This window comes from Microbacterium oleivorans (genome assembly GCF_013389665.1).
Taxonomy (GTDB): Bacteria; Actinomycetota; Actinomycetes; order Actinomycetales; family Microbacteriaceae; genus Microbacterium; species Microbacterium oleivorans_C.
Genome location: NZ_CP058316.1, coordinates 2,616,188 through 2,633,668, shown reverse-complemented (window position 1 = coordinate 2,633,668; position 17,481 = coordinate 2,616,188). Strand labels below are relative to the sequence as shown.

The following is a 17,481-nucleotide window of genomic DNA, read 5'->3' as shown; positions in this document are numbered from 1 at the left end:
CGCCCGTAGACTCGTGGGGTGACCAAGCCCCGCCTGTACTCCGGAATGCAGCCGTCCGCCGATTCGCTCCAGATCGGCAACTACATCGGGGCTCTCATGCAGTGGCGCGATCTGCAGGAGACCTACGACGCGTACTTCTCGGTCGTCGACCTGCACGCTCTGACGCAGCCGAACGATCCGGCCGAGCTGCGCGCGAAGACGCGCCGGACGGCCGCGCAGTACATCGCCGCGGGCATCGAGCCCTCGCGGTCGACGCTGTACGTGCAGTCGCACGTCCGCGCTCACGCCGAGCTCGCGTGGATCCTCTCCACCCTCACCGGTTTCGGGGAGGCGGGGCGGATGACGCAGTTCAAGGACAAGTCGCAGCGCTACGGCGCCGACGCGACGTCGGTGGGGCTGTTCACCTACCCGGTGCTCATGGCCGCCGACATCCTGCTCTACCAGACCGACATCGTGCCCGTGGGCGACGACCAGAAGCAGCACGTCGAGCTCACGCGCACCCTCGCCGAGCGCTTCAACTCCCGCTACGGCGAGACCTTCCGCGTGCCGATGCCCGTGATCCAGCAGGACACCGCACGCATCTACGATCTGCAGAACCCGACGTCGAAGATGTCGAAGTCGGCCGAGTCGGATGCCGGCGTGCTGTGGCTCCTGGATGATCCGAAGGTCTCGGCGAAGAAGGTCATGCGGGCCGTCACCGACTCGGAGGGCACGGTGCGGTACGACCGCGAAAACAAGCCCGGGGTGTCGAACCTCCTGGTGATCTACGCGGCGCTGACGGGGCGGCAGATCCCCGCGATCGAAGACGAGTACGCCGGCCGCGGCTACGGCGACTTCAAGAAGGGTCTGGCCGACGTGGTCGTCTCGGAGTTCGGTCCCGTCCGCGAGCGCGCCCTCGAGCTGCTGGACGACCCCGCCGAGCTCGACCGGGTTCTCGCAGCCAACGCCGCGCGCGCCGACGAGGTCGCCGATCGCACCCTCGCCGAGGTGTACGACAAGATGGGGCTGCTGCGACGTGTCTGAATCCGAGGCATCGGCGCCGCAGGGTCTCCCGGCCGAGCCCGCCCCGGAGCTCCTGGCCGAACTCGATGCCGCCGCCGCGGCGTCCCGGCAGGCGCCGGCCGACGCCGCGGTGCAGGAACGCCTGTGGCGCGCGGCTTTCGCGCTCGAACGCTGGCTCTTCCTGGCGCGCGGATCCGACGACGAGCCGACGCCCTTCGCCCTGAGCACGGACGAGGGGGCGGTGATCTTCGCCTTCTCCACGGCGGACCGCGCCCACGAGGCGGCACTCGGGTTCGGCCTCCCCGAGGACGAGGCGTCGAGGATGCTCGCCGTCCCGCTGCCCGCCGCCGCCGCATGGGTGGCCTCGTACGCGGAGGCGGGCGTGGAGGCGCTGGTGTTCGATGCGCCGGGGAACGGAGCGATGGCGCCGCTGTCGAACCTCGCCGCGATGGCGGTCTACATCTCGCAGAACCCCTCGACCTGACCCGGCGGGCGGCGCGGCCGCTCGCGACGCGGGGGCGGCGACCATCGGCACCCCCACGGAGCTGGGTAGGGTCGGGGCATGCATCCGGTGACCCTCCGCGGCACGAGCCCGGGCGGCGCGGCCGAGATCGGGTTCTGGATGGATGCCGCCGCCCGCGGCAACGGCTACATGGGCGAGGCCGCCCGGGTCGTGGTCGACTTCGGCTTCTCCCGCTCGCTGTCGCTGGCCCGCATCGAGTGGCGGGCCATCGTCGGCAACGTCGCGTCGGCGCGGACGGCCCGCAGCCTGGGCTTCCGCTACGAGGGACTGGTGCGCCGGGGGCTCTCGGACCTCCGGGGCCGCCACGACGGGTGGATCGCCGGCATCCTGCCCACCGATGACCTCGCGCCGCAGCCCTGGCCGGTACTCCCCGACTGACTTATCGCCGGGCCGCAGCGGCGTCCCCGGCTCGGGATGCAAGGCCCTGCTCCGCGGCCACGGGGCATGGCAGGATGACGCCATGCCCGAGATGCCGGAAGTGCAGGGGCTCGTCGACTACCTCGGCGAGCGACTCTCGGGGCGGCGCATCGTCCGGGCCCGGGTGAGCGCGATCGCCGCCCTGAAGACCTACGACCCGCCGATCGAGGCACTCGAGGGGACGACGGTGACGGCGGCCGCCCGCCACGGGAAGTTCGTCGACCTCGCCACCGATGCCGGCTCGCACCTCGTGTTCCACCTCGCCAAGGCCGGCTGGCTGCGCTGGTACGACCAGCTCCCCGCCACCGTCATCCGCCCCGGCAAGACCCCGATCGCGCTCCGGGTGGGGTTCGACGACGACTCCGGGTTCGACCTCACCGAGGCGGGTACGAAGAAGTCCCTCGCCGTCTACGTCGTCCGCGATCCCGCCGAAGTGCCCGGTATCGCGCGGCTGGGTCCCGATCCCCTCGATCCCTCGTTCGACCGCGACACGCTCGCGAGCCTGCTCGCGGGCCGGCGCACCCAGATCAAGGGCGTGCTGCGCGACCAGTCGATCGTGGCGGGGATCGGGAACGCCTACTCCGACGAGATCCTCCACGCCGCGAAGATGTCGCCCTACGCCCTGGCCGCGACCCTGGACGACGCGGAGATCGACCGGTTGTTCGCCGCCCTCTCGGCGACGCTGACCGAGGCCGTCGCCGCGGCATCCGGCAAGCCGCCCGCCGATCTCAAGGATGCCAAGCGCCGCGGCATGCGGGTCCACGGCCGCCGCGGCGAGGCGTGTCCCGTCTGCGGCGACGAGGTGCGCAGCGTCTTCTTCGCCGACAACAGCCTGGAGTACTGCCCCACCTGCCAGACCGGCGGCAAGCTGCTCGCCGACCGGCGCCTCTCCCGGTTGCTGAAGTAGCCGCGGGTACCGCCGTTCGATGACGCCGTGAGACGGGAATGCCGCCGCGTCCCCCGCGTTGAGTACGATCGGAGTATTGAACGTGCTCCGGGGTCGGTGAGAATCCGAACCGGCGGTGAGAGTCCGCGACCCCCGCGGCCTTCGGGCCTCGAGGTTGATCCGGTGGAATTCCGGGACCGACGGTGATGCGACGCGAGTCGCTAGTCCGGATGAGAGGAAGCACGGCAGCGTTCGCGCTGCGCGCGCCCACCCGCGTCCCCGGAGTCTGAACGAGGGACGAACAGGATGCCGGGCACGACCGATCGCGAGACCGCGGCGATGCGGCGCGCGTTCGAGCTGGCCGGCAATGGGCCACGGGGCCTGAATCCGCAGGTCGGTGCCGTCCTGCTGGCCGCCGACGGATCACTGCTCGCCGAGGGGTGGCACCGCGGTGCGGGCACCCCCCACGCCGAGGTCGACGCCCTGTCGCGGCTGCCCGCGGGGGCGGCGCGCGGGGCGACGGCGGTGGTGAGCCTCGAGCCCTGCAACCACACCGGACGCACCGGCCCGTGCGCGGTCGCCCTGATCGAGGCGGGTGTCGCACGCGTGCTCTACTCCGTCTCCGACCCCGGCGACGCCTCGGCGGGCGGTGCCCGCCGGTTGCGGGAGGCCGGCGTCGAGGTCGTGGGCGGCGTGCTCGAGGCCGACGGCCGCCGGCTGATCGAGGGCTGGCTGACGGTGCAGCGCCTGGGCCGGCCGCACGTCACCGTGAAGTGGGCGCAATCCCTCGACGGGCGCGCCGCAGCGGCCGACGGGACGAGCCAGTGGATCACCGGTGCCGTCGCCCGAGCGGACGTGCACCGGCGGCGGAGCGCGGCCGACGCGATCGTCGTCGGCACCGGAACGCTCCTCACCGACGACCCGGCCCTGACGGCGCGCCGTCCCGACGGAACCCTCTTCGATGCCCAACCGATGCCCGTCGTGCTCGGGCAGCGCGCGGTGCCCGACGACGCCCGCGTCCTCGGACACCCCCGCCCGCTGCTGCACCGGGACGGCGAGAACCTCGGCGGCGAGAGCCCGAACGGGCCCTCGCTGATGGCGGAGCTGCGCGGACTGGGGGTGCAGCGCGTGTTCGTCGAGGGCGGCCCGACGATCGCCAGCGCGTTCCTGCGCGCCGGTCTCGTCGACGAGGTCCTCGCCTACATCGCCCCCACCCTCCTCGGGTACGGAGCCGCCGGCGATGACCGACCGGCATTGCGGTCGTTGGGCGTCGAGACGATCGCCGACCAGCGTCGTCTGCGGGTGGCCTCCGTGCAACCCCTCGGCGATGACCTCCTGATCGTCGCCTCCCCCCTGCCCCCGACATCCCCGATCGAAGGAGACGCCTGATGTTCACCGGAATCATCGAAGAGGTCGGCGAGGTCGTCGCCGTGGACCCGTCCGGCGACGGCGTCCGCATCACCGTCCGCGCGCCGCGCGCCGTATCGGATGCCGCGCACGGCGACTCGATCGCCGTCAGCGGGGTCTGCCTGACCGTCGTCGATCAGGGCGCCGACTGGTTCACCGCCGACGTCATGCGTCAGACCTTGGACGTGTCGAGCCTCGCCGGCGTCGCCGCCGGGCGCCCGGTCAACCTCGAGCGCGCTCTCGCGGCGCACACGCGCCTGGGCGGGCACATCGTGCAGGGCCACGTCGACGGCCTCGGCCGCATCCTCGAGGTGCGGCCCGGCGAGCAGTGGCGGGTGCTGCGCATCTCGCTGCCCGCCGACCTCGCGCCGCTCGTCGTCGACAAGGGCTCGATCACCGTCGACGGCGTCTCGCTCACCGTCAGCGCCGTCAGCCCGGCCGATGCGGCCGACGCCTGGCTCGAGGTGTCGCTCATCCCCGAGACGCTCGCAGCGACCACGCTCGGCGTCCGTGTCGCCGGCGACGCCGTCAATCTCGAGACGGACATCCTCGCCCGTCACGTCCAGCGTCTGCTGGCATTCACCACCCCCACCTCTGACGAAGGAGGCTCGCGATGAGCCTTTCTCCCCTCTCCGAGGCGCTCGACGCGCTGCGGGCCGGCAAGCCGATCATCGTCGCCGACGATGAGAACCGCGAGAACGAGGGCGACGTGATCCTCTCGGCCGCCCTCGCGACGCCCGAGTGGATCGCCTGGACGGTCCGCCACTCCAGCGGATTCATCTGCGCACCCATGCCCGCCGAGTGGGCCGACCGTCTCGATCTGCCGCCCATGGTCGAGACGAACGAGGACGCCCGCGGAACTGCCTACACCGTCTCGGTCGACGCGGCGCACGGTGTGACCACCGGCATCAGCGCCGCCGACCGCGCTCGTACGCTCACGGTGCTGGCCGACCCCGCGTCGACGCCGAGCAGCCTCATCCGTCCCGGACACATCCTGCCGCTGCGCGCTGTCGAGGGCGGCGTGCGCGAGCGGAGCGGACACACCGAGGCCGCCGTAGAGCTCATGCAGCTCGCCGGCCTCGATCCGGTCGGCGCCATCGCCGAGATCGTCGCAGAGGACGGCTCGATGATGCGGATGCCGGGTCTGCTCGAGCTCGGCGAGCGCGACGGCATCCCGGTCATCACGATCGAGCAGCTCATCGCGCACCTCGACGAGGTCGACCCCCGTCCTGCCGAGGCCGTCGCCGGCTACCGGCGCCGCGTGAGCCTGCGGGCCGAGGCGCACGTGCCCACCTCGCACGGCGCCTTCCGCTTCCTCGCCTACAAGGACCGCGTCACCGGCACCGATCACATCGCCGTCGTCTCGGGCGACTTGACCGACGCGAGCCCGCTCGTCCGCGTGCACTCCGAGTGCCTGACCGGTGAGGCCTTCGGCTCTCTCAAGTGCGAATGCGGCCCGCAGCTCGACGCGGCGCTAGATGCGATCGACCAGGAGGGCGGCATCGTCATCTACATGCGCGGTCACGAAGGGCGTGGCATCGGCCTGATCAACAAGCTGCGCGCCTACCAGCTGCAGGAGCGCGGCCTCGACACGCTCGATGCGAACCTCGCCCTCGGGCTGCCCGCCGACGCGCGCGACTACGCCGCGGCCGCCGGCATCCTCGCCGACCTCGGCGTCGGCAGCATCCGCCTGCTGACGAACAACTCCGACAAGGTCTCGCAGCTGCGCACCCTCGGACTCGACATCGCCGAGCAGGTTCCGCTCCTGGTGGGGGTGGGCGCCAACAACCACCAGTACCTCGCGACCAAGCGCGATCGCATGGGGCACATCATCGACGACGCCGACCTGGATGCCGCCCTCGCCCGCGGCGTCGCGCAGGCCGCCGAGCTCGACACCACCGACCACCGACAGAACTCGGAGAACATCGCATGAGCGGACACGGAGCACCCGATCGGCAGCAGGTCGACGCGAGCGAGCTGAAGATCGTCGTCGTCGCCGGTCAGTGGCACGACGTGATCACGGACGGGCTCATCGCGGGCGCGGAGCGCGTCCTCGAGGAGTCCGGCGCGGCGTGGCGGCTCCTGCGCGTTCCCGGGTCGTTCGAGCTCCCGGTCGTCGCGAAGGCGGCCCTCGACGCCGGTGCCGACGCGGTCGTGGCCCTCGGCGTGATCATCCGGGGCGGCACCCCGCACTTCGACTTCGTCTCGTCTGCCGCGACCGACGGGCTCACACGGGTCGCGCTCGACACCGGCAAGCCCGTGGGCTTCGGCGTCCTGACCCTCGACGACGAGCAGCAGGGCATCGACCGGGCGGGTCTCGCCGGGTCGAAGGAGGACAAGGGCGCCGAGGCCGCAGACGCGGCGCTGCGCACCGCCCTCACGCTGCGGGAGCTGCGCGGCTGACGAGCGCCTCCGACGGGCTCCTGCGGGCGTCGGGATCGCGTCCTCGGACGACGGCCCGACGCCCGCGTCGTTTCCCGCACCACATACCTTCAGTTAGGCTGAGGGTATGGAAACCCTTCGCGGAATCGTGCTCGTCGTCCACCTCGTGGGATTTGCCACCCTCTTCGGCGCATGGGTGGTCGAAGCGCTCGGCGCCCGCCGCATCACCCGCGTCATGAGCTGGGGGCTGCTGGTGGCGGGGATCGCCGGGCTGGCCCTGGCCGCGCCGTGGGGCACGGACCACGACCTCGACTACACCAAGATCGCCGTCAAGCTCGTCGTCCTCCTCGTCATCGGTGCACTGCTGGGCATCGGCTCGGCACGGCAGAAGCGTGGGAAGGACGTTCCCCCGGTGATGTTCTGGATCATCGGCGCGGCCACCGTCGCCAACGTCGCCATCGCCGTGCTCTGGCGCTGACCGGAGCCGGTGCGTCCGGCATCCGTCATCCGTCATAGGATGGACGATCGTGCGTCGCCGACACCGTCGACGCCGCCGGTGATCCCCGCGTCGAACGTCCCCCGCACCACCCCGCCTCGGACGTCCGCCCACCGGCACGCTCCCACGAGGGCGCTCACCCGTTCTCCCAGACAGGCATCACACCGCACATGTCCTCCGCCACCGCGGCCCCTGCCGCGCCCGCGAACCCCCGTTCCCGCGTCATCACGGCCAGCCTCATCGGCACCACGATCGAGTTCTACGACTTCTACGTCTACGCGACCGCGGCCGTCCTGGTCTTCCCGATCCTCTTCTTCCCCAGTGACGACGACACCGCGTCGCTGCTCGCCTCCTTCGCGGTCTTCGGCGCCGCCATGATCGCCCGACCCATCGGCGCCGTCGTGTTCGGACACTTCGGCGACAAGTTCGGCCGCAAGGCGACGCTCGTCGCTTCGCTGCTGACGATGGGCATCGCGACCGTCCTCATCGGCTGCCTCCCCACCTTCAACGACATCGGCTGGTGGGCCGCCCTCCTGCTGCTCGTGCTGCGCCTCGCGCAGGGCTTCGCCCTGGGCGGTGAGTGGTCGGGTGCCGCGCTGGTCGCGACCGAGAACGCCCCGAAGGGCAAGCGCGCCTGGTACGGCACGTTCCCGCAGCTCGGCGCGCCGATCGGCTTCATCATCGCGAACTCCGTGTTCCTCGCGATCTACTTCGCACTGCCCCATCCGGACGGGCCCGCTCAGCGCTCCGAGGAGTTCCTCGCGTGGGGCTGGCGCGTGCCGTTCCTGTTCTCGGCGGTGATGGTCATCGTGGGCCTCTGGGTCCGTCTGAGGCTGGTCGAGTCCTCGACGTTCTCAGCGGCGGAGAAGACCGGCGCGATCCGCAAGTTCCCGCTCGGATCCGTCATCCGCGGTCACTGGCGGGCCCTCATCCTCGGCACGTTCATCATGCTCGCCACGTACGTGCTGTTCTACCTGATGACGAGCTTCACGCTCGCCTACGGCACCAAGCCGACCCTCGAGAGCGCGCAGGCGACCGCCGAGGCGTCCGGCGCCGCGTTCGATGCCGCCGCGTACGTGCCCGGGCTCGGGTTCGGGTTCACCGACTTCGTGATCATGCAGATCGTCGGTGTGATCTTCTTCGGCATCTTCACGCTGCTGTCGGGTCCCGTCGCCGACTCGATCGGACGCCGCCGCCTGCTCCTGTGTGTCACCGGCGTCATCGCCGCGTTCGGCCTGCTGTTCGCGGTCTTCCTCAGCCCGCAGCTCGACCCGAAGTTCACCGGCGCGCTGGTTCAGGCCTTCCTCGTGCTCGGCTTCATGCTGATGGGCGCCACCTTCGGGCCGATGGGCGCTCTGCTGCCCGAGCTGTTCCCCACGAACGTCCGCTACACCGGCTCGGCGATCTCGTACAACGTCGCCTCGATCCTCGGCGCCGCCGTCGCACCGAGCATCGCGACCACGCTGTGGGCCCTCGCGAACGGCTCGACCTGGCTGGTGGGCGTGTACCTGACGGGCTCCGCCGTCCTGACCTTCATCGCCCTGTGGCTGTCGAAGGAGACGAAGGACACCGACTACGACACCAACATCGGCGAGGCCTCCGTCACCCGCTGACGCTCCCCGACCCACGGATGCCGTGGCTCCCCCGCAGGGTGGAGCCGCGGCATCCGCCGTAGCGAGCTCCGCCGACGGTCGGGTCGGTCCGTCGCGGAAACGGGTCGCCGGTCAGCCGAGGAAGAGCGCGCGCAGCCGCTTGGTCGTGAACACGAGGCCGAGGCCGATCATCACGACGAAGTACAGCACGTGCCAGAGCATGCCGATCGAGAGCAGCCCCGTCGTCAAGCCGCGGATCAGCTCGACGCCGTGCCACAGCGGCAGGGCCTGCACGATGGCCTGCACCCACTCGGGGTAGACGGTGATCGGGTAGAAGGTCGCCGAGAAGAGGAACATCGGCAGCAGCACGAAGTTGATCCAGTCCATGTGCTGGAACGTCTTCATATAGCTCGTCACCGCCATGCCGACGCTCGCGAAGCCGAAGGCGATGAGCAGCACCGCCGGGAGAGCGAGCACCGCCGTCCAGGCGAGGTTCAGCCCCAGCACCTGCATGATGATCATGAAGCCCGTGGCGTACACGAGCCCGCGCAGCAGGGCGTACAGGATCTCACCGAGGGCGACATCGAGCGGCCCGAGCGACGTCGACAGCATCCCCTCGTAGAGCTTGCCGTAGTTGAGCTTGAAGAAGACGTTCCAGGTGGAGTCGTACACCGCACCGTTCATCGCCGAGACCGCCAACAGGGCGGGCGCGATGTAGGCGGCGTAGGGCACCTCGGCACCGGCCGTCGTCTCGACCTCGCCGATGAGCGCACCGAGCCCGATGCCGAGCGAGGCGAGGTAGAACACCGGCTCGAAGAACCCCGAGAGCACGACGATCCAGCTCGACGAGCGCGCCGCGATGAGGCCGCGCTGCACGACCGCTCCCGGGTTGCCCGCCCAGAGAGCACGGACCCCGCCGCGGCCGCGCGCCGACACGGCGCCGCCCTCGGTCGCGGCGCTCACTTCGCGAGCCTCTCGGTGAACACGCGTCGACCCCACAGATAGCCCGCCAGCGCGAGCGCGACGAGGTACAGCGCGTGCACGAGCAGCATGCCCGCGGCGATGTCGGCTCCGTAGGTCGCGGCGCGGCCGAGCTCGGCCCCGTGCCACAGGGGTGAGATCCACGCGATCCACTGCAGGCCGATCGGCAGCGTCTCGACGGGGTAGAACGTGCCCGAGAACAGGAACATCGGCATGAAGACGAATCGCTGCACGAGGGCGAACTGCCCCTTGTCGTCCTGGATCGAGCCGGCGTAGGCCATGAGCGGGATGCCGAACGCGACCCCGGCCGCAACACCGGCGAGGATGGACAGCCACCCGGTCTCGGGCGCGGGAACAGCCCCGAACGGCAGCAGCCAGATGAACAGGTAGTAGGCACCGACGGCGACGACCATGCGGGCGACGGCGCCGGCGATCACACCGTTGGCGATCTGCGGGCTCGACAGCGCCGAGGCGTTGAAGCCGTAGAAGTAGCGCCGCCACTTGAAGCCGGCCATCACGGGGTAGGTCATCTCCTCGGATGCCACGGCGATGGCCGCCGTCACCAGCAGGGCCGGCGCGACGAAGGGGAGGTAGTCGACCTCCTGGCCGTGCGACGAGATCGGCACGGTGATGAGGGCGGCCAGACCCACGGCGAGCCCGAGCAGGTACATGATCGGCTGTCCCACGGCGCCGACCACGATCGTCCAGCCGTAGGCACGCATCGCCCGCACCATGTGCTCGGCGACGTACCACGACCCATAGCGCCGGGGTCGTCTACCCCCGGCCATCGCCTCGGCGCGCAGCTCGTCGAGCGTGGGGTGCGCGGTCTGGGCGGTCATTCGATCAGCGACCGTCCGGTCAGGCGCAGGAAGACGTCCTCGAGGCTCGAACGCCGGACGAGGCTCGTGATGGGGGTGAGACCGGTGGCCATGACGCGCTCGAGCGCGGCCTCGCCGTCGCCGGCGTAGACGAGGATGCGGTCGGGCAGCACGTCGACGCGGTCGCCGATCCCCCGCAGCTGCCGCGCCGCCTGCTCGTTGCGGTCCGAGCCGAAGCGGACCTCGAGCACCTCGCGGCTCGAATGCTCGCGAATGAGCGAGGCGGGCGTGCCCTCGGCCATGATCCGCCCCTTGTCGACGACGATCAGCCGATCGCACAGCTGCTCGGCCTCGTCCATGTAGTGGGTCGTCAGCACCAGGGTGGTGCCGCGCTCCTTCAGCCGGAACAGCCGGTCCCACAGCACATGACGAGCTTGCGGGTCCAGACCCGTCGTCGGTTCGTCGAGCAGGAGGATCCGCGGGTCGTTGATGAGGCCGCGGGCGATGGTGAGGCGCCGCTTCATGCCGCCGGAGAGCTGATCGACCTTGGCCTTGGCCTTGTCTTCGAGCTGCGCGAACGCGAGCAGCTCGTCGGCCTTCCGGTGGCAGACGCGGCCCGGGAGACCGAAGTACCGGCCATAGATGTAGAGGTTCTCGCGGGCGTTCAGTTCCCCGTCGAGGTTGTCCTGCTGCGGCACGACGCCCAGGCGTGAACGGATCTCGGGACCGTAGCGGTCGGGGTCGAGCCCGAGGATCTCGAGGTCGCCCGCGCTCCGGGTCGAGACCGCGCCGATCATCTTCATCGTCGTGGACTTTCCCGCGCCGTTCGGGCCGAGCAGACCGAACGACTCCCCCGGCGCCACCTCGAACGAGAGGTCGTCCACGGCGACGAAATCGGGTTTGCCCTTGACGGCGTATGTCTTCCGCAGCGAGCGCGCGGAGATGACGGATTCTGGCACCCGACCAGAGTAGCCACGACCGCCGACGCGCGTCCGCGGGGCACAATCGCAGGGTACGCATCGAGAGGAGACACCATGTCCCACGTCCTGACCACGGCCGCCGAGCTCCACGACGCCCTCGTCTCGGGACGGTACGCCGACGGCGGCCCGGTCCGCGTCCTCGACGTGCGCTGGCGCCTCGACCGGCCCGACGGCCGCCCGGCCTTCGTCGCCGGTCACATCCCCGGGGCGCGGTACGCCGACCTCGACACGCAGCTCGCCGAGCACGGCGACCCCCGCGCGGGGCGGCATCCGCTCCCCTCGCCCGGGCGCCTGCAGGCCGCGGTGCGGGAATGGGGCATCGACGACGGAGACACCGTCGTGGTCTACGACGAGGCGGGCAACCTCTCCAGCGCCCGGGCATGGTGGGTGCTGCGCGATGCCGGGATGACCGACGTGCGCATCCTCGACGGGGCGCTGCCCGCGTGGACCGAGGCGGGCTTCGATCTCGCCGAGGGCGAGCCGGGCGCCGCGCGGCCGGGCACCGCGATGATCTCTCCGGGATCGATGCCGGTGCTCGACGTCGAGACCGTCCTCGCCCACGCTCGCGACGGGGTGCTGCTCGACGCGCGAGCCGGCGAGCGTTTCCGCGGCGAGACCGAGCCGGTCGACCCCCGGGCCGGTCACATCCCGGGGGCGGTGTCGGCCCCGACCACGGCGAACCTCGACGAGACGGGACGGTTCCGCCGACCGGACGACCTGCGCTCGCGCTTCGCCGCGCTCGGCGCCGAACCCGGCACAGCGGTCGGGGTCTACTGCGGCTCCGGCGTCACCGCCGCCCACGCGGCCGTCGCGCTCGTCCTCGCCGGATACGATCCGGTGCTCTACCCCGGCTCGTGGAGCCAGTGGTCGCAGGATCCCGGCCGCCCCGCCGCCACCGGGGCCTGATTCCGCGACCGGCGGCGCGGCGGTCGGGCCCGTCGCACCTCCCGCTACGCTGTGCCCATGACGATGTCGACGGCCGACACCTACGACGCCCGCGGCGACGAACTCGATTCGCTTCCGCTGCAGCATCGGCCCTCGTCGGCGACCTCATCGCGGCATCCGCGGTCGAGAACGGGTGGTCCGGCGTGATCGTCAACGGGGCCGTCCGCGACCGAGCCGCGATCGCGTCGCTGCCGTTGGGCGTCAAGGCCCTCGGCTCGAACCCTCGCACGAGCGCGAAGGACGGCATCGGCGACATCGACGTTCCGGTCACGATCGCGGGCGTCGTCTTCGCCCCGGGCCGGCACGTGTGGGCTGACGTCGACGGCGTCCTCGTCGAGCGGTGATCGGGCGGGCCACGTCGCGCCCCGCCGGTGGTCAGTCCGTGCGCACCAGCGAGAGCGCGTAGACGGTCGGGTCGCCTTCGAGGTCGAGCACCACACTCATACCGGTCTGCTCGATCGTGACGTCGAAGGCGGTGGTGCCGTCGGCGCAGACGACCGGGCCAGATGAGGGATCGCTGTCGACCTCGCCCGCGCCGAGGGTGACGGTGCCGGCACCGCGACAGGCGATCTGGCCCTGGTAGCTGCCGGGGGCGAGGGAGGAGAAGGTGGTCAGGTGGTGCGCGGAGGTGTTCTGGCTGAGCCATCCCGAGAGGACGCCTGTCCCGGTCACGCTCGTGGACGACGGCACCGCCGTGGTCGCCCAATCGCGGATGTCCTCGACGGGCATCGGCAGCAGCTCCTCGTCGCCGGCCGCATCCGCCGTCGGCGTGGGAGAGGCGCTGACGCTCACGGATGGTCGCGGCGTCTCCGCCTCGGACGGCTGCGCCGTGCATCCGACGAGCGAGATGCCCACCAGCGCGAACACTCCGATCATCGACCGTGTCTTGTGCGTCTTGGTCCATCGCATCAGGAAACCCTTGCATCAATCCCGCGCGCCGACAACCGGGGGAAGGCGACAGAGGCTCCCACAGGGAATCGGCGGTCCCTGCGGCCCCCGGGTCCGTGACGCACGAAGTACGGTCGAGGTACCGCTTCGCCGAACCGAGGGAACCGCATGTCCGACACCCGCAGCCGCCCGCGTGGACGGCGCCGCGACGACGAGGGGCCGCGCGCCCGACTGTCGCAGCTGCTCCCCTATCTCTTCGAGCACAAGGGCGTCCTGGTCGCCGTCGCCGTACTCAGCGTGATCGAGGCCGTCGCGACACTGGGGCAGCCGCTGATCGTCGGACAGGTGATCGAGCGCGTGCAGGCTGCCGACCCCCTCGGCATCCTCGTCTGGGCGCTCGTCGCCCTCGTGGTGGTGTCGTCGGTGATCGGCGCCTTCCAGCACTACCTCCTGCAGCGCACCGGCACCGCGGTGGTGTTCTCGAGTCGGCGCCGGCTCATCGCCCGCCTGCTGCGCCTGCCGATCTCGGAGTTCGACGCCCGCCGCACCGGAGACCTGGTCTCGCGCGTGGGCACCGATACGACGCTGCTCTACGCCGTCCTGACGCAGGGCCTCGCCGACTCGGTCGGCAACGCGCTGATCTTCGTGGGCGCGATCGTGGCGATGTTCTTCATCGACCCGCTGCTGCTGCTGCTGATCGTCGTGGTCATCGGGGCCTCGGTGGCCGTCGTCGTGGCCCTCAGCACCCGCATCCGCAAGGCGACGCGCGAACAGCAGGAACGCGTCGGCGAGCTGGCCTCGGGTGTCGAGCGTGCGATCGGCTCGATCCGGACCATCCGTGCCGCCGGCGCCACCGAACGCGAGGAGGCCGCCGTCACCGGTGCCGCCCGCGACGCCTACGACGCCGGCGTGCGCGTGGCGAAGGCGTCTGCACTGGTCGTGCCGGTGGCGGGCATCGCCCTGCAACTGTCGCTCCTCGTGGTGCTGGGCGTCGGCGGGTTCCGTGTGGCGTCGGGGGCGATCTCGATCGCGAGCCTCGTGACGTTCGTGATGTTCCTGTTCTTCCTGGTGCAGCCGCTCGCGTCGTTCCTCGGCGCGATCACCTCCGTCAACCAGGCGCTCGGCGCGCTCGGGCGCATCCAGGAGGTGCTCGATCTGCCCACCGAGGACGCCCTCGACGATGCGGATGCCGCCGCGCGCGGCATCGGGGGCGGGGACGGCGACGCGGCGATCGAGTTCCGCGACGTGCGCTTCCGCTATCCCGAGGCGGTCGTCGCCGCCCGCCGCTCCGCCTCGACGGAGGCGCTGCGCACCCTCGCCGACGCGCGCGTCGACACCTCCGCGGTCGCGGAGGCCGCCGCCGCCGCGAGCGGATCGGCTCCTGCCGCGGCTCTCGACGCGCCGGACGCACCGGACGCCGACGCCGCCGAGACGGCAGGCGACGTGCTCCAGGGGGTCAGCTTCCGGGTGCCCCGCGGTTCCCGCGTGGCACTGGTCGGCCCCTCCGGCGCCGGCAAGTCGACGACGCTCGCGCTCATCGAGCGCTTCTACGACGTCACCGGCGGCGCGGTGCTGCTCGGAGGCGACGACATCCGCTCGCTGCCGCGCGATGGGCTGCGCGCGCAGCTGGGTTACGTCGAGCAGGACGCCCCCACCCTCGCCGGAACGATCGCCGACAACCTGCGGCTCGCGTCGCCCGACGCCACCGATGACGAGTGCGAGCGCGTGCTGCGTGCGGTGAACCTCGGCGACGTGCTCGAGCGCAGCGAGCTCGGCCTGGACGCCCCCGTGGGTGAGGCCGGGGTCATGCTCTCGGGCGGTGAGCGCCAGCGTCTCGCGATCGCACGGGCACTGCTGGCCGCGCCGCCCATCCTGCTGCTCGACGAATCGACCTCGTCGCTCGACGGACTGAACGAGCAGCGCATGCGCGAGGCGATCGACGCCGTCGCGACCGGTCGCACCCTCGTGGTCATCGCCCATCGGCTCTCGACGGTCGTCGACAGCGACCTGATCGTCGTGCTCGACGGCGGCCGGGTGGTCGGACAGGGCACGCACTCCGAGCTCGTGGCGACGGTGCCCCTCTACCGCGACCTCGCCAAACACCAGCTGCTGGTGTGACCCGCGATGCCCCCGTCCCGCCCCGCGGCGCCCGGTGAAGCCCCCGCTCTCGGGACGAGACCGACGTCTCGCGGTTGCGGGAGCGGGGGCGGCCGGGTCAGGCGCGGTGGCCGAGTCGGTAGCGCAGAGCCGCGAGCTCGGATCGCAGCGCGGCGGGCAGGCGGTCGCCGAAGGTCCCGTAGAACTCCTCGGTGAGGTCGGCCTCGCGCAGCCACGACGCGGTGTCGACGGCGAACAGCTCGTCGAGGTCGCGCTGCGGCACGTCGATGCCGTCGAGATCGAGGTCCGCGGTGCGGGGCAGGCGTCCGATGGGGCTGTCGACGGCGTCGACATCGCCGTTCAGGCGCCGGACGATCCAGTCGATCACGCGCGCGTTGTCGCCGAACCCGGGCCAGAGGAAGCGGCCGTCGGCACCCTTGCGGAACCAGTTCACCTGGAAGACCCGCGGTGCGCGGTCGAAGCGCAGCTTCTGCCCCACCGTGAGCCAGTGCGCGAAGTAGTCGCCCATGTTGTAGCCGCAGAACGGCAGCATCGCGAACGGGTCGCGACGCAGCTCGCCGACCGTGCCCTCCGCGGCGGCCGTGCGCTCGGACGAGATGTTCGACCCGATGAACACGCCGTGGGTCCAGTCCGTGGCCTCGACCACCAGCGGCACGTTGGTCGCCCGCCGCCCGCCGAACAGGATCGCGTCGAGGGGCACGCCCTCGGCGGCATCCCAGTCCGGGGCGATCTGCGGGCACTGCGCGGCCCTGACGGTGAAGCGCGAGTTCGGGTGCGCGGCGGGCCGGCCCGATGCCGGCCTCCAGGGCTTGCCCTCCCAGTCGGTCAGCTCGGCCGGAGCCTCGTCGGTCAGCCCCTCCCACCACACGTCGCCGTCGGGTCGCAACGCCACGTTCGTGAAGATCGTGTTGCCCCACAGCGTCTCGACCGCCGTGACGTTGGTCGACTCGCCGGTCCCCGGGGCCACGCCGAAGAACCCCGCCTCCGGGTTGATGGCCCACAGCCGTCCGTCGGCGCCGGGGCGCAGCCAGGCGATGTCGTCGCCCAGCGTCTCGACCCGCCACCCCGGGATCGTGGGGCGGAGCATCGCCAGGTTCGTCTTGCCGCACGCCGACGGGAAGGCGGCGGCGACGTGGTAGGCCTTGCCCACGGGGTCGATGACGCGAATGAGCAGCATGTGCTCTGCGAGCCAGCCCTCATCGCGCCCGATCACCGAGGCGATGCGCAGCGCGAAGCACTTCTTGGCGAGGATGGCGTTGCCGCCGTACCCCGAGCCGAACGACCACACCTCGAGGGTGTCGGGGAAGTGCACGATGTACTTCTCGTCGTTGCAGGGCCACGCGGCATCCTGCTCCCCCGCAGCCAGCGGTGCGCCGACCGAGTGGACCGTCCGGACCCACGGCTTGCCGGCGGCGATCTCGTCGAGCACGGCCGATCCGACGCGGGTCATGATCCCGATGGATGCCACGGCGTACGCGCTGTCGGTCACCTGGACGCCGATGTGCGAGAGCGGGCCGCCGACCGCCCCCATCGAGAACGGCACGACGTACATCGTCCGCCCGCGCATCGACCCGGCGAACAGCGGTGTGATCGTCGCTCGGATCTCGTCGGGCGCGGCCCAGTTGTTGGTGGGTCCGGCGTCCTCTTCGCGCTCGGACGCGATGAAGGTGCGCCCCTCGGTGCGGGCGACGTCGCTGGGGTGCGAACGGGCGAGGTACGAACCCGGCCGCCACTCCGGATTGAGCTTGATGAGCTTGCCCTCGTCGACCATCTGCCGCAGGAGCGCGTCGTTCTCGGCCGCCGAGCCGTCGACCCAGTGCACGTGATCGGGGCGGGTGAGTGCTGCGATCTCGTCGACCCAGGCGGCGAGCTCGGCGAGCGCGTCCGTCGTCGCCTCGGGACGGGCGCCGTGGGTGCTTCGCGAGGGGCGGGCGGCGGGCGAGCCGGTGGGGGCGGGGCGGGTGAAGAGGTCGGCGATGGCCATGTCGGTCTCCTACGTCGGCGGCGAGTTCGGGGCGTGAGACGATTCGACCGCATGATCTACGT

At 71.4% G+C, this 17,481-nt stretch carries 18 protein-coding genes, 1 pseudogene and 1 riboswitch; of the genes and pseudogenes, 14 read left to right on the top strand and 5 right to left on the bottom strand.

Translation table 11 applies throughout. The features are described 5' to 3' along the window. Nucleotides 1-45 precede the first annotated feature (45 nt). The 10 genes from trpS to HW566_RS12430 all read left to right on the top strand — a co-directional run bounded on the left by trpS (nt 46) and on the right by HW566_RS12430 (nt 8,726). Nucleotides 46-1,023, top strand: a complete 978-nt coding sequence (trpS, locus tag HW566_RS12475; protein ID WP_256728962.1) for a tryptophan--tRNA ligase — start codon at nt 46-48, stop codon at nt 1,021-1,023. Further along, nucleotides 1,016-1,486: a hypothetical protein gene (locus tag HW566_RS12470; protein ID WP_256728708.1), complete on the top strand. Its 471-nt coding sequence runs from the start codon at nt 1,016-1,018 to the stop codon at nt 1,484-1,486. The genes trpS and HW566_RS12470 overlap by 8 nt, the downstream gene beginning before the upstream one ends. Nucleotides 1,487-1,564: 78 nt before the next feature. Then, nucleotides 1,565-1,903, top strand: coding sequence for a GNAT family N-acetyltransferase (locus HW566_RS12465; protein ID WP_178013324.1), 339 nt, complete (start codon nt 1,565-1,567; stop codon nt 1,901-1,903). A gap of 82 nt (nt 1,904-1,985) precedes the next feature. Continuing rightward, the gene (locus HW566_RS12460) at nt 1,986-2,849 is read left to right on the top strand and encodes an Fpg/Nei family DNA glycosylase (RefSeq protein ID WP_178013322.1); all 864 of its coding nucleotides are present in this window, start codon (nt 1,986-1,988) and stop codon (nt 2,847-2,849) included. Between the two features lie 79 nt (nt 2,850-2,928). Further along, a riboswitch (FMN riboswitch) is annotated at nt 2,929-3,075 on the top strand. Nucleotides 3,076-3,134: 59 nt separating this feature from the next. Then, nucleotides 3,135-4,217 (top strand): bifunctional diaminohydroxyphosphoribosylaminopyrimidine deaminase/5-amino-6-(5-phosphoribosylamino)uracil reductase RibD, encoded by a 1,083-nt coding sequence (ribD, locus tag HW566_RS12455; protein ID WP_178013321.1) that lies wholly within the window; start codon nt 3,135-3,137, stop codon nt 4,215-4,217. Continuing rightward, the gene (locus HW566_RS12450) at nt 4,217-4,852 is read left to right on the top strand and encodes a riboflavin synthase (protein WP_178013319.1); all 636 of its coding nucleotides are present in this window, start codon (nt 4,217-4,219) and stop codon (nt 4,850-4,852) included. The genes ribD and HW566_RS12450 overlap by 1 nt, the downstream gene beginning before the upstream one ends. Then, the gene (gene ribA, locus HW566_RS12445; protein WP_178013317.1) at nt 4,849-6,168 is read left to right on the top strand and encodes a GTP cyclohydrolase II; all 1,320 of its coding nucleotides are present in this window, start codon (nt 4,849-4,851) and stop codon (nt 6,166-6,168) included. Before HW566_RS12450 ends, ribA begins: the two co-directional genes overlap by 4 nt. After that, nucleotides 6,165-6,638 carry a 6,7-dimethyl-8-ribityllumazine synthase gene (gene ribH, locus HW566_RS12440; RefSeq protein ID WP_178013315.1) on the top strand — a complete coding sequence of 158 codons (474 nt, stop codon included), beginning with the start codon at nt 6,165-6,167 and terminating at the stop codon, nt 6,636-6,638. Before ribA ends, ribH begins: the two co-directional genes overlap by 4 nt. A gap of 106 nt (nt 6,639-6,744) precedes the next feature. Beyond that, the gene (locus HW566_RS12435; RefSeq protein ID WP_178013313.1) at nt 6,745-7,095 is read left to right on the top strand and encodes a Fe-S protein; all 351 of its coding nucleotides are present in this window, start codon (nt 6,745-6,747) and stop codon (nt 7,093-7,095) included. 188 nt (nt 7,096-7,283) lie between these two features. After that, complete coding sequence (locus HW566_RS12430; protein ID WP_178013311.1) at nt 7,284-8,726, top strand: MFS transporter; 1,443 nt, start codon at nt 7,284-7,286, stop codon at nt 8,724-8,726. A gap of 111 nt (nt 8,727-8,837) precedes the next feature. On the opposite strand, the gene HW566_RS12425 is transcribed toward HW566_RS12430, so the two are convergent. The 3 genes from HW566_RS12425 to HW566_RS12415 are packed head-to-tail and all read right to left on the bottom strand — an operon-like array spanning nt 8,838 to nt 11,463. Next, complete coding sequence (locus HW566_RS12425) at nt 8,838-9,668, bottom strand: ABC transporter permease (protein WP_178013309.1); 831 nt, start codon at nt 9,666-9,668, stop codon at nt 8,838-8,840. After that, nucleotides 9,665-10,525, bottom strand: a complete 861-nt coding sequence (locus tag HW566_RS12420; RefSeq protein WP_178013307.1) for an ABC transporter permease — start codon at nt 10,523-10,525, stop codon at nt 9,665-9,667. Before HW566_RS12420 ends, HW566_RS12425 begins: the two co-directional genes overlap by 4 nt. Continuing rightward, nucleotides 10,522-11,463: an ABC transporter ATP-binding protein gene (locus tag HW566_RS12415; RefSeq protein ID WP_178013305.1), complete on the bottom strand. Its 942-nt coding sequence runs from the start codon at nt 11,461-11,463 to the stop codon at nt 10,522-10,524. The genes HW566_RS12420 and HW566_RS12415 overlap by 4 nt, the downstream gene beginning before the upstream one ends. A gap of 75 nt (nt 11,464-11,538) precedes the next feature. Here HW566_RS12415 and HW566_RS12410 point away from each other — a divergent pair, with 75 nt between their 5' ends. The 3 genes and pseudogenes from HW566_RS12410 to HW566_RS12405 all read left to right on the top strand — a co-directional run. Beyond that, a complete protein-coding gene (locus tag HW566_RS12410; protein ID WP_178013304.1) occupies nt 11,539-12,390 on the top strand; it encodes a sulfurtransferase in 852 nt (283 codons plus the stop codon). A 57-nt stretch (nt 12,391-12,447) separates the two neighbouring features. Further along, nucleotides 12,448-12,576 carry a hypothetical protein gene (locus HW566_RS16150; RefSeq protein WP_256728984.1) on the top strand — a complete coding sequence of 43 codons (129 nt, stop codon included), beginning with the start codon at nt 12,448-12,450 and terminating at the stop codon, nt 12,574-12,576. Continuing rightward, nucleotides 12,516-12,773: pseudogene (locus HW566_RS12405) on the top strand (ribonuclease E activity regulator RraA); the annotation flags it as partial. The gene HW566_RS16150 and the pseudogene HW566_RS12405, both read left to right, overlap by 61 nt. A 31-nt stretch (nt 12,774-12,804) precedes the next feature. Here the strand turns inward: HW566_RS12405 and HW566_RS12400 are convergent. After that, nucleotides 12,805-13,338, bottom strand: a complete 534-nt coding sequence (locus tag HW566_RS12400) for a hypothetical protein (RefSeq protein ID WP_178013302.1) — start codon at nt 13,336-13,338, stop codon at nt 12,805-12,807. Nucleotides 13,339-13,485: 147 nt separating this feature from the next. On the opposite strand from HW566_RS12400, the gene HW566_RS12395 reads away from it, so the two are divergent. Continuing rightward, nucleotides 13,486-15,435 carry an ABC transporter ATP-binding protein gene (locus HW566_RS12395; protein WP_178013300.1) on the top strand — a complete coding sequence of 650 codons (1,950 nt, stop codon included), beginning with the start codon at nt 13,486-13,488 and terminating at the stop codon, nt 15,433-15,435. 97 nt (nt 15,436-15,532) lie between these two features. Here the strand turns inward: HW566_RS12395 and HW566_RS12390 are convergent, their stop codons facing one another. After that, nucleotides 15,533-17,419: a phosphoenolpyruvate carboxykinase (GTP) gene (locus HW566_RS12390; RefSeq protein ID WP_178013299.1), complete on the bottom strand. Its 1,887-nt coding sequence runs from the start codon at nt 17,417-17,419 to the stop codon at nt 15,533-15,535. Nucleotides 17,420-17,481 lie beyond the last annotated feature (62 nt).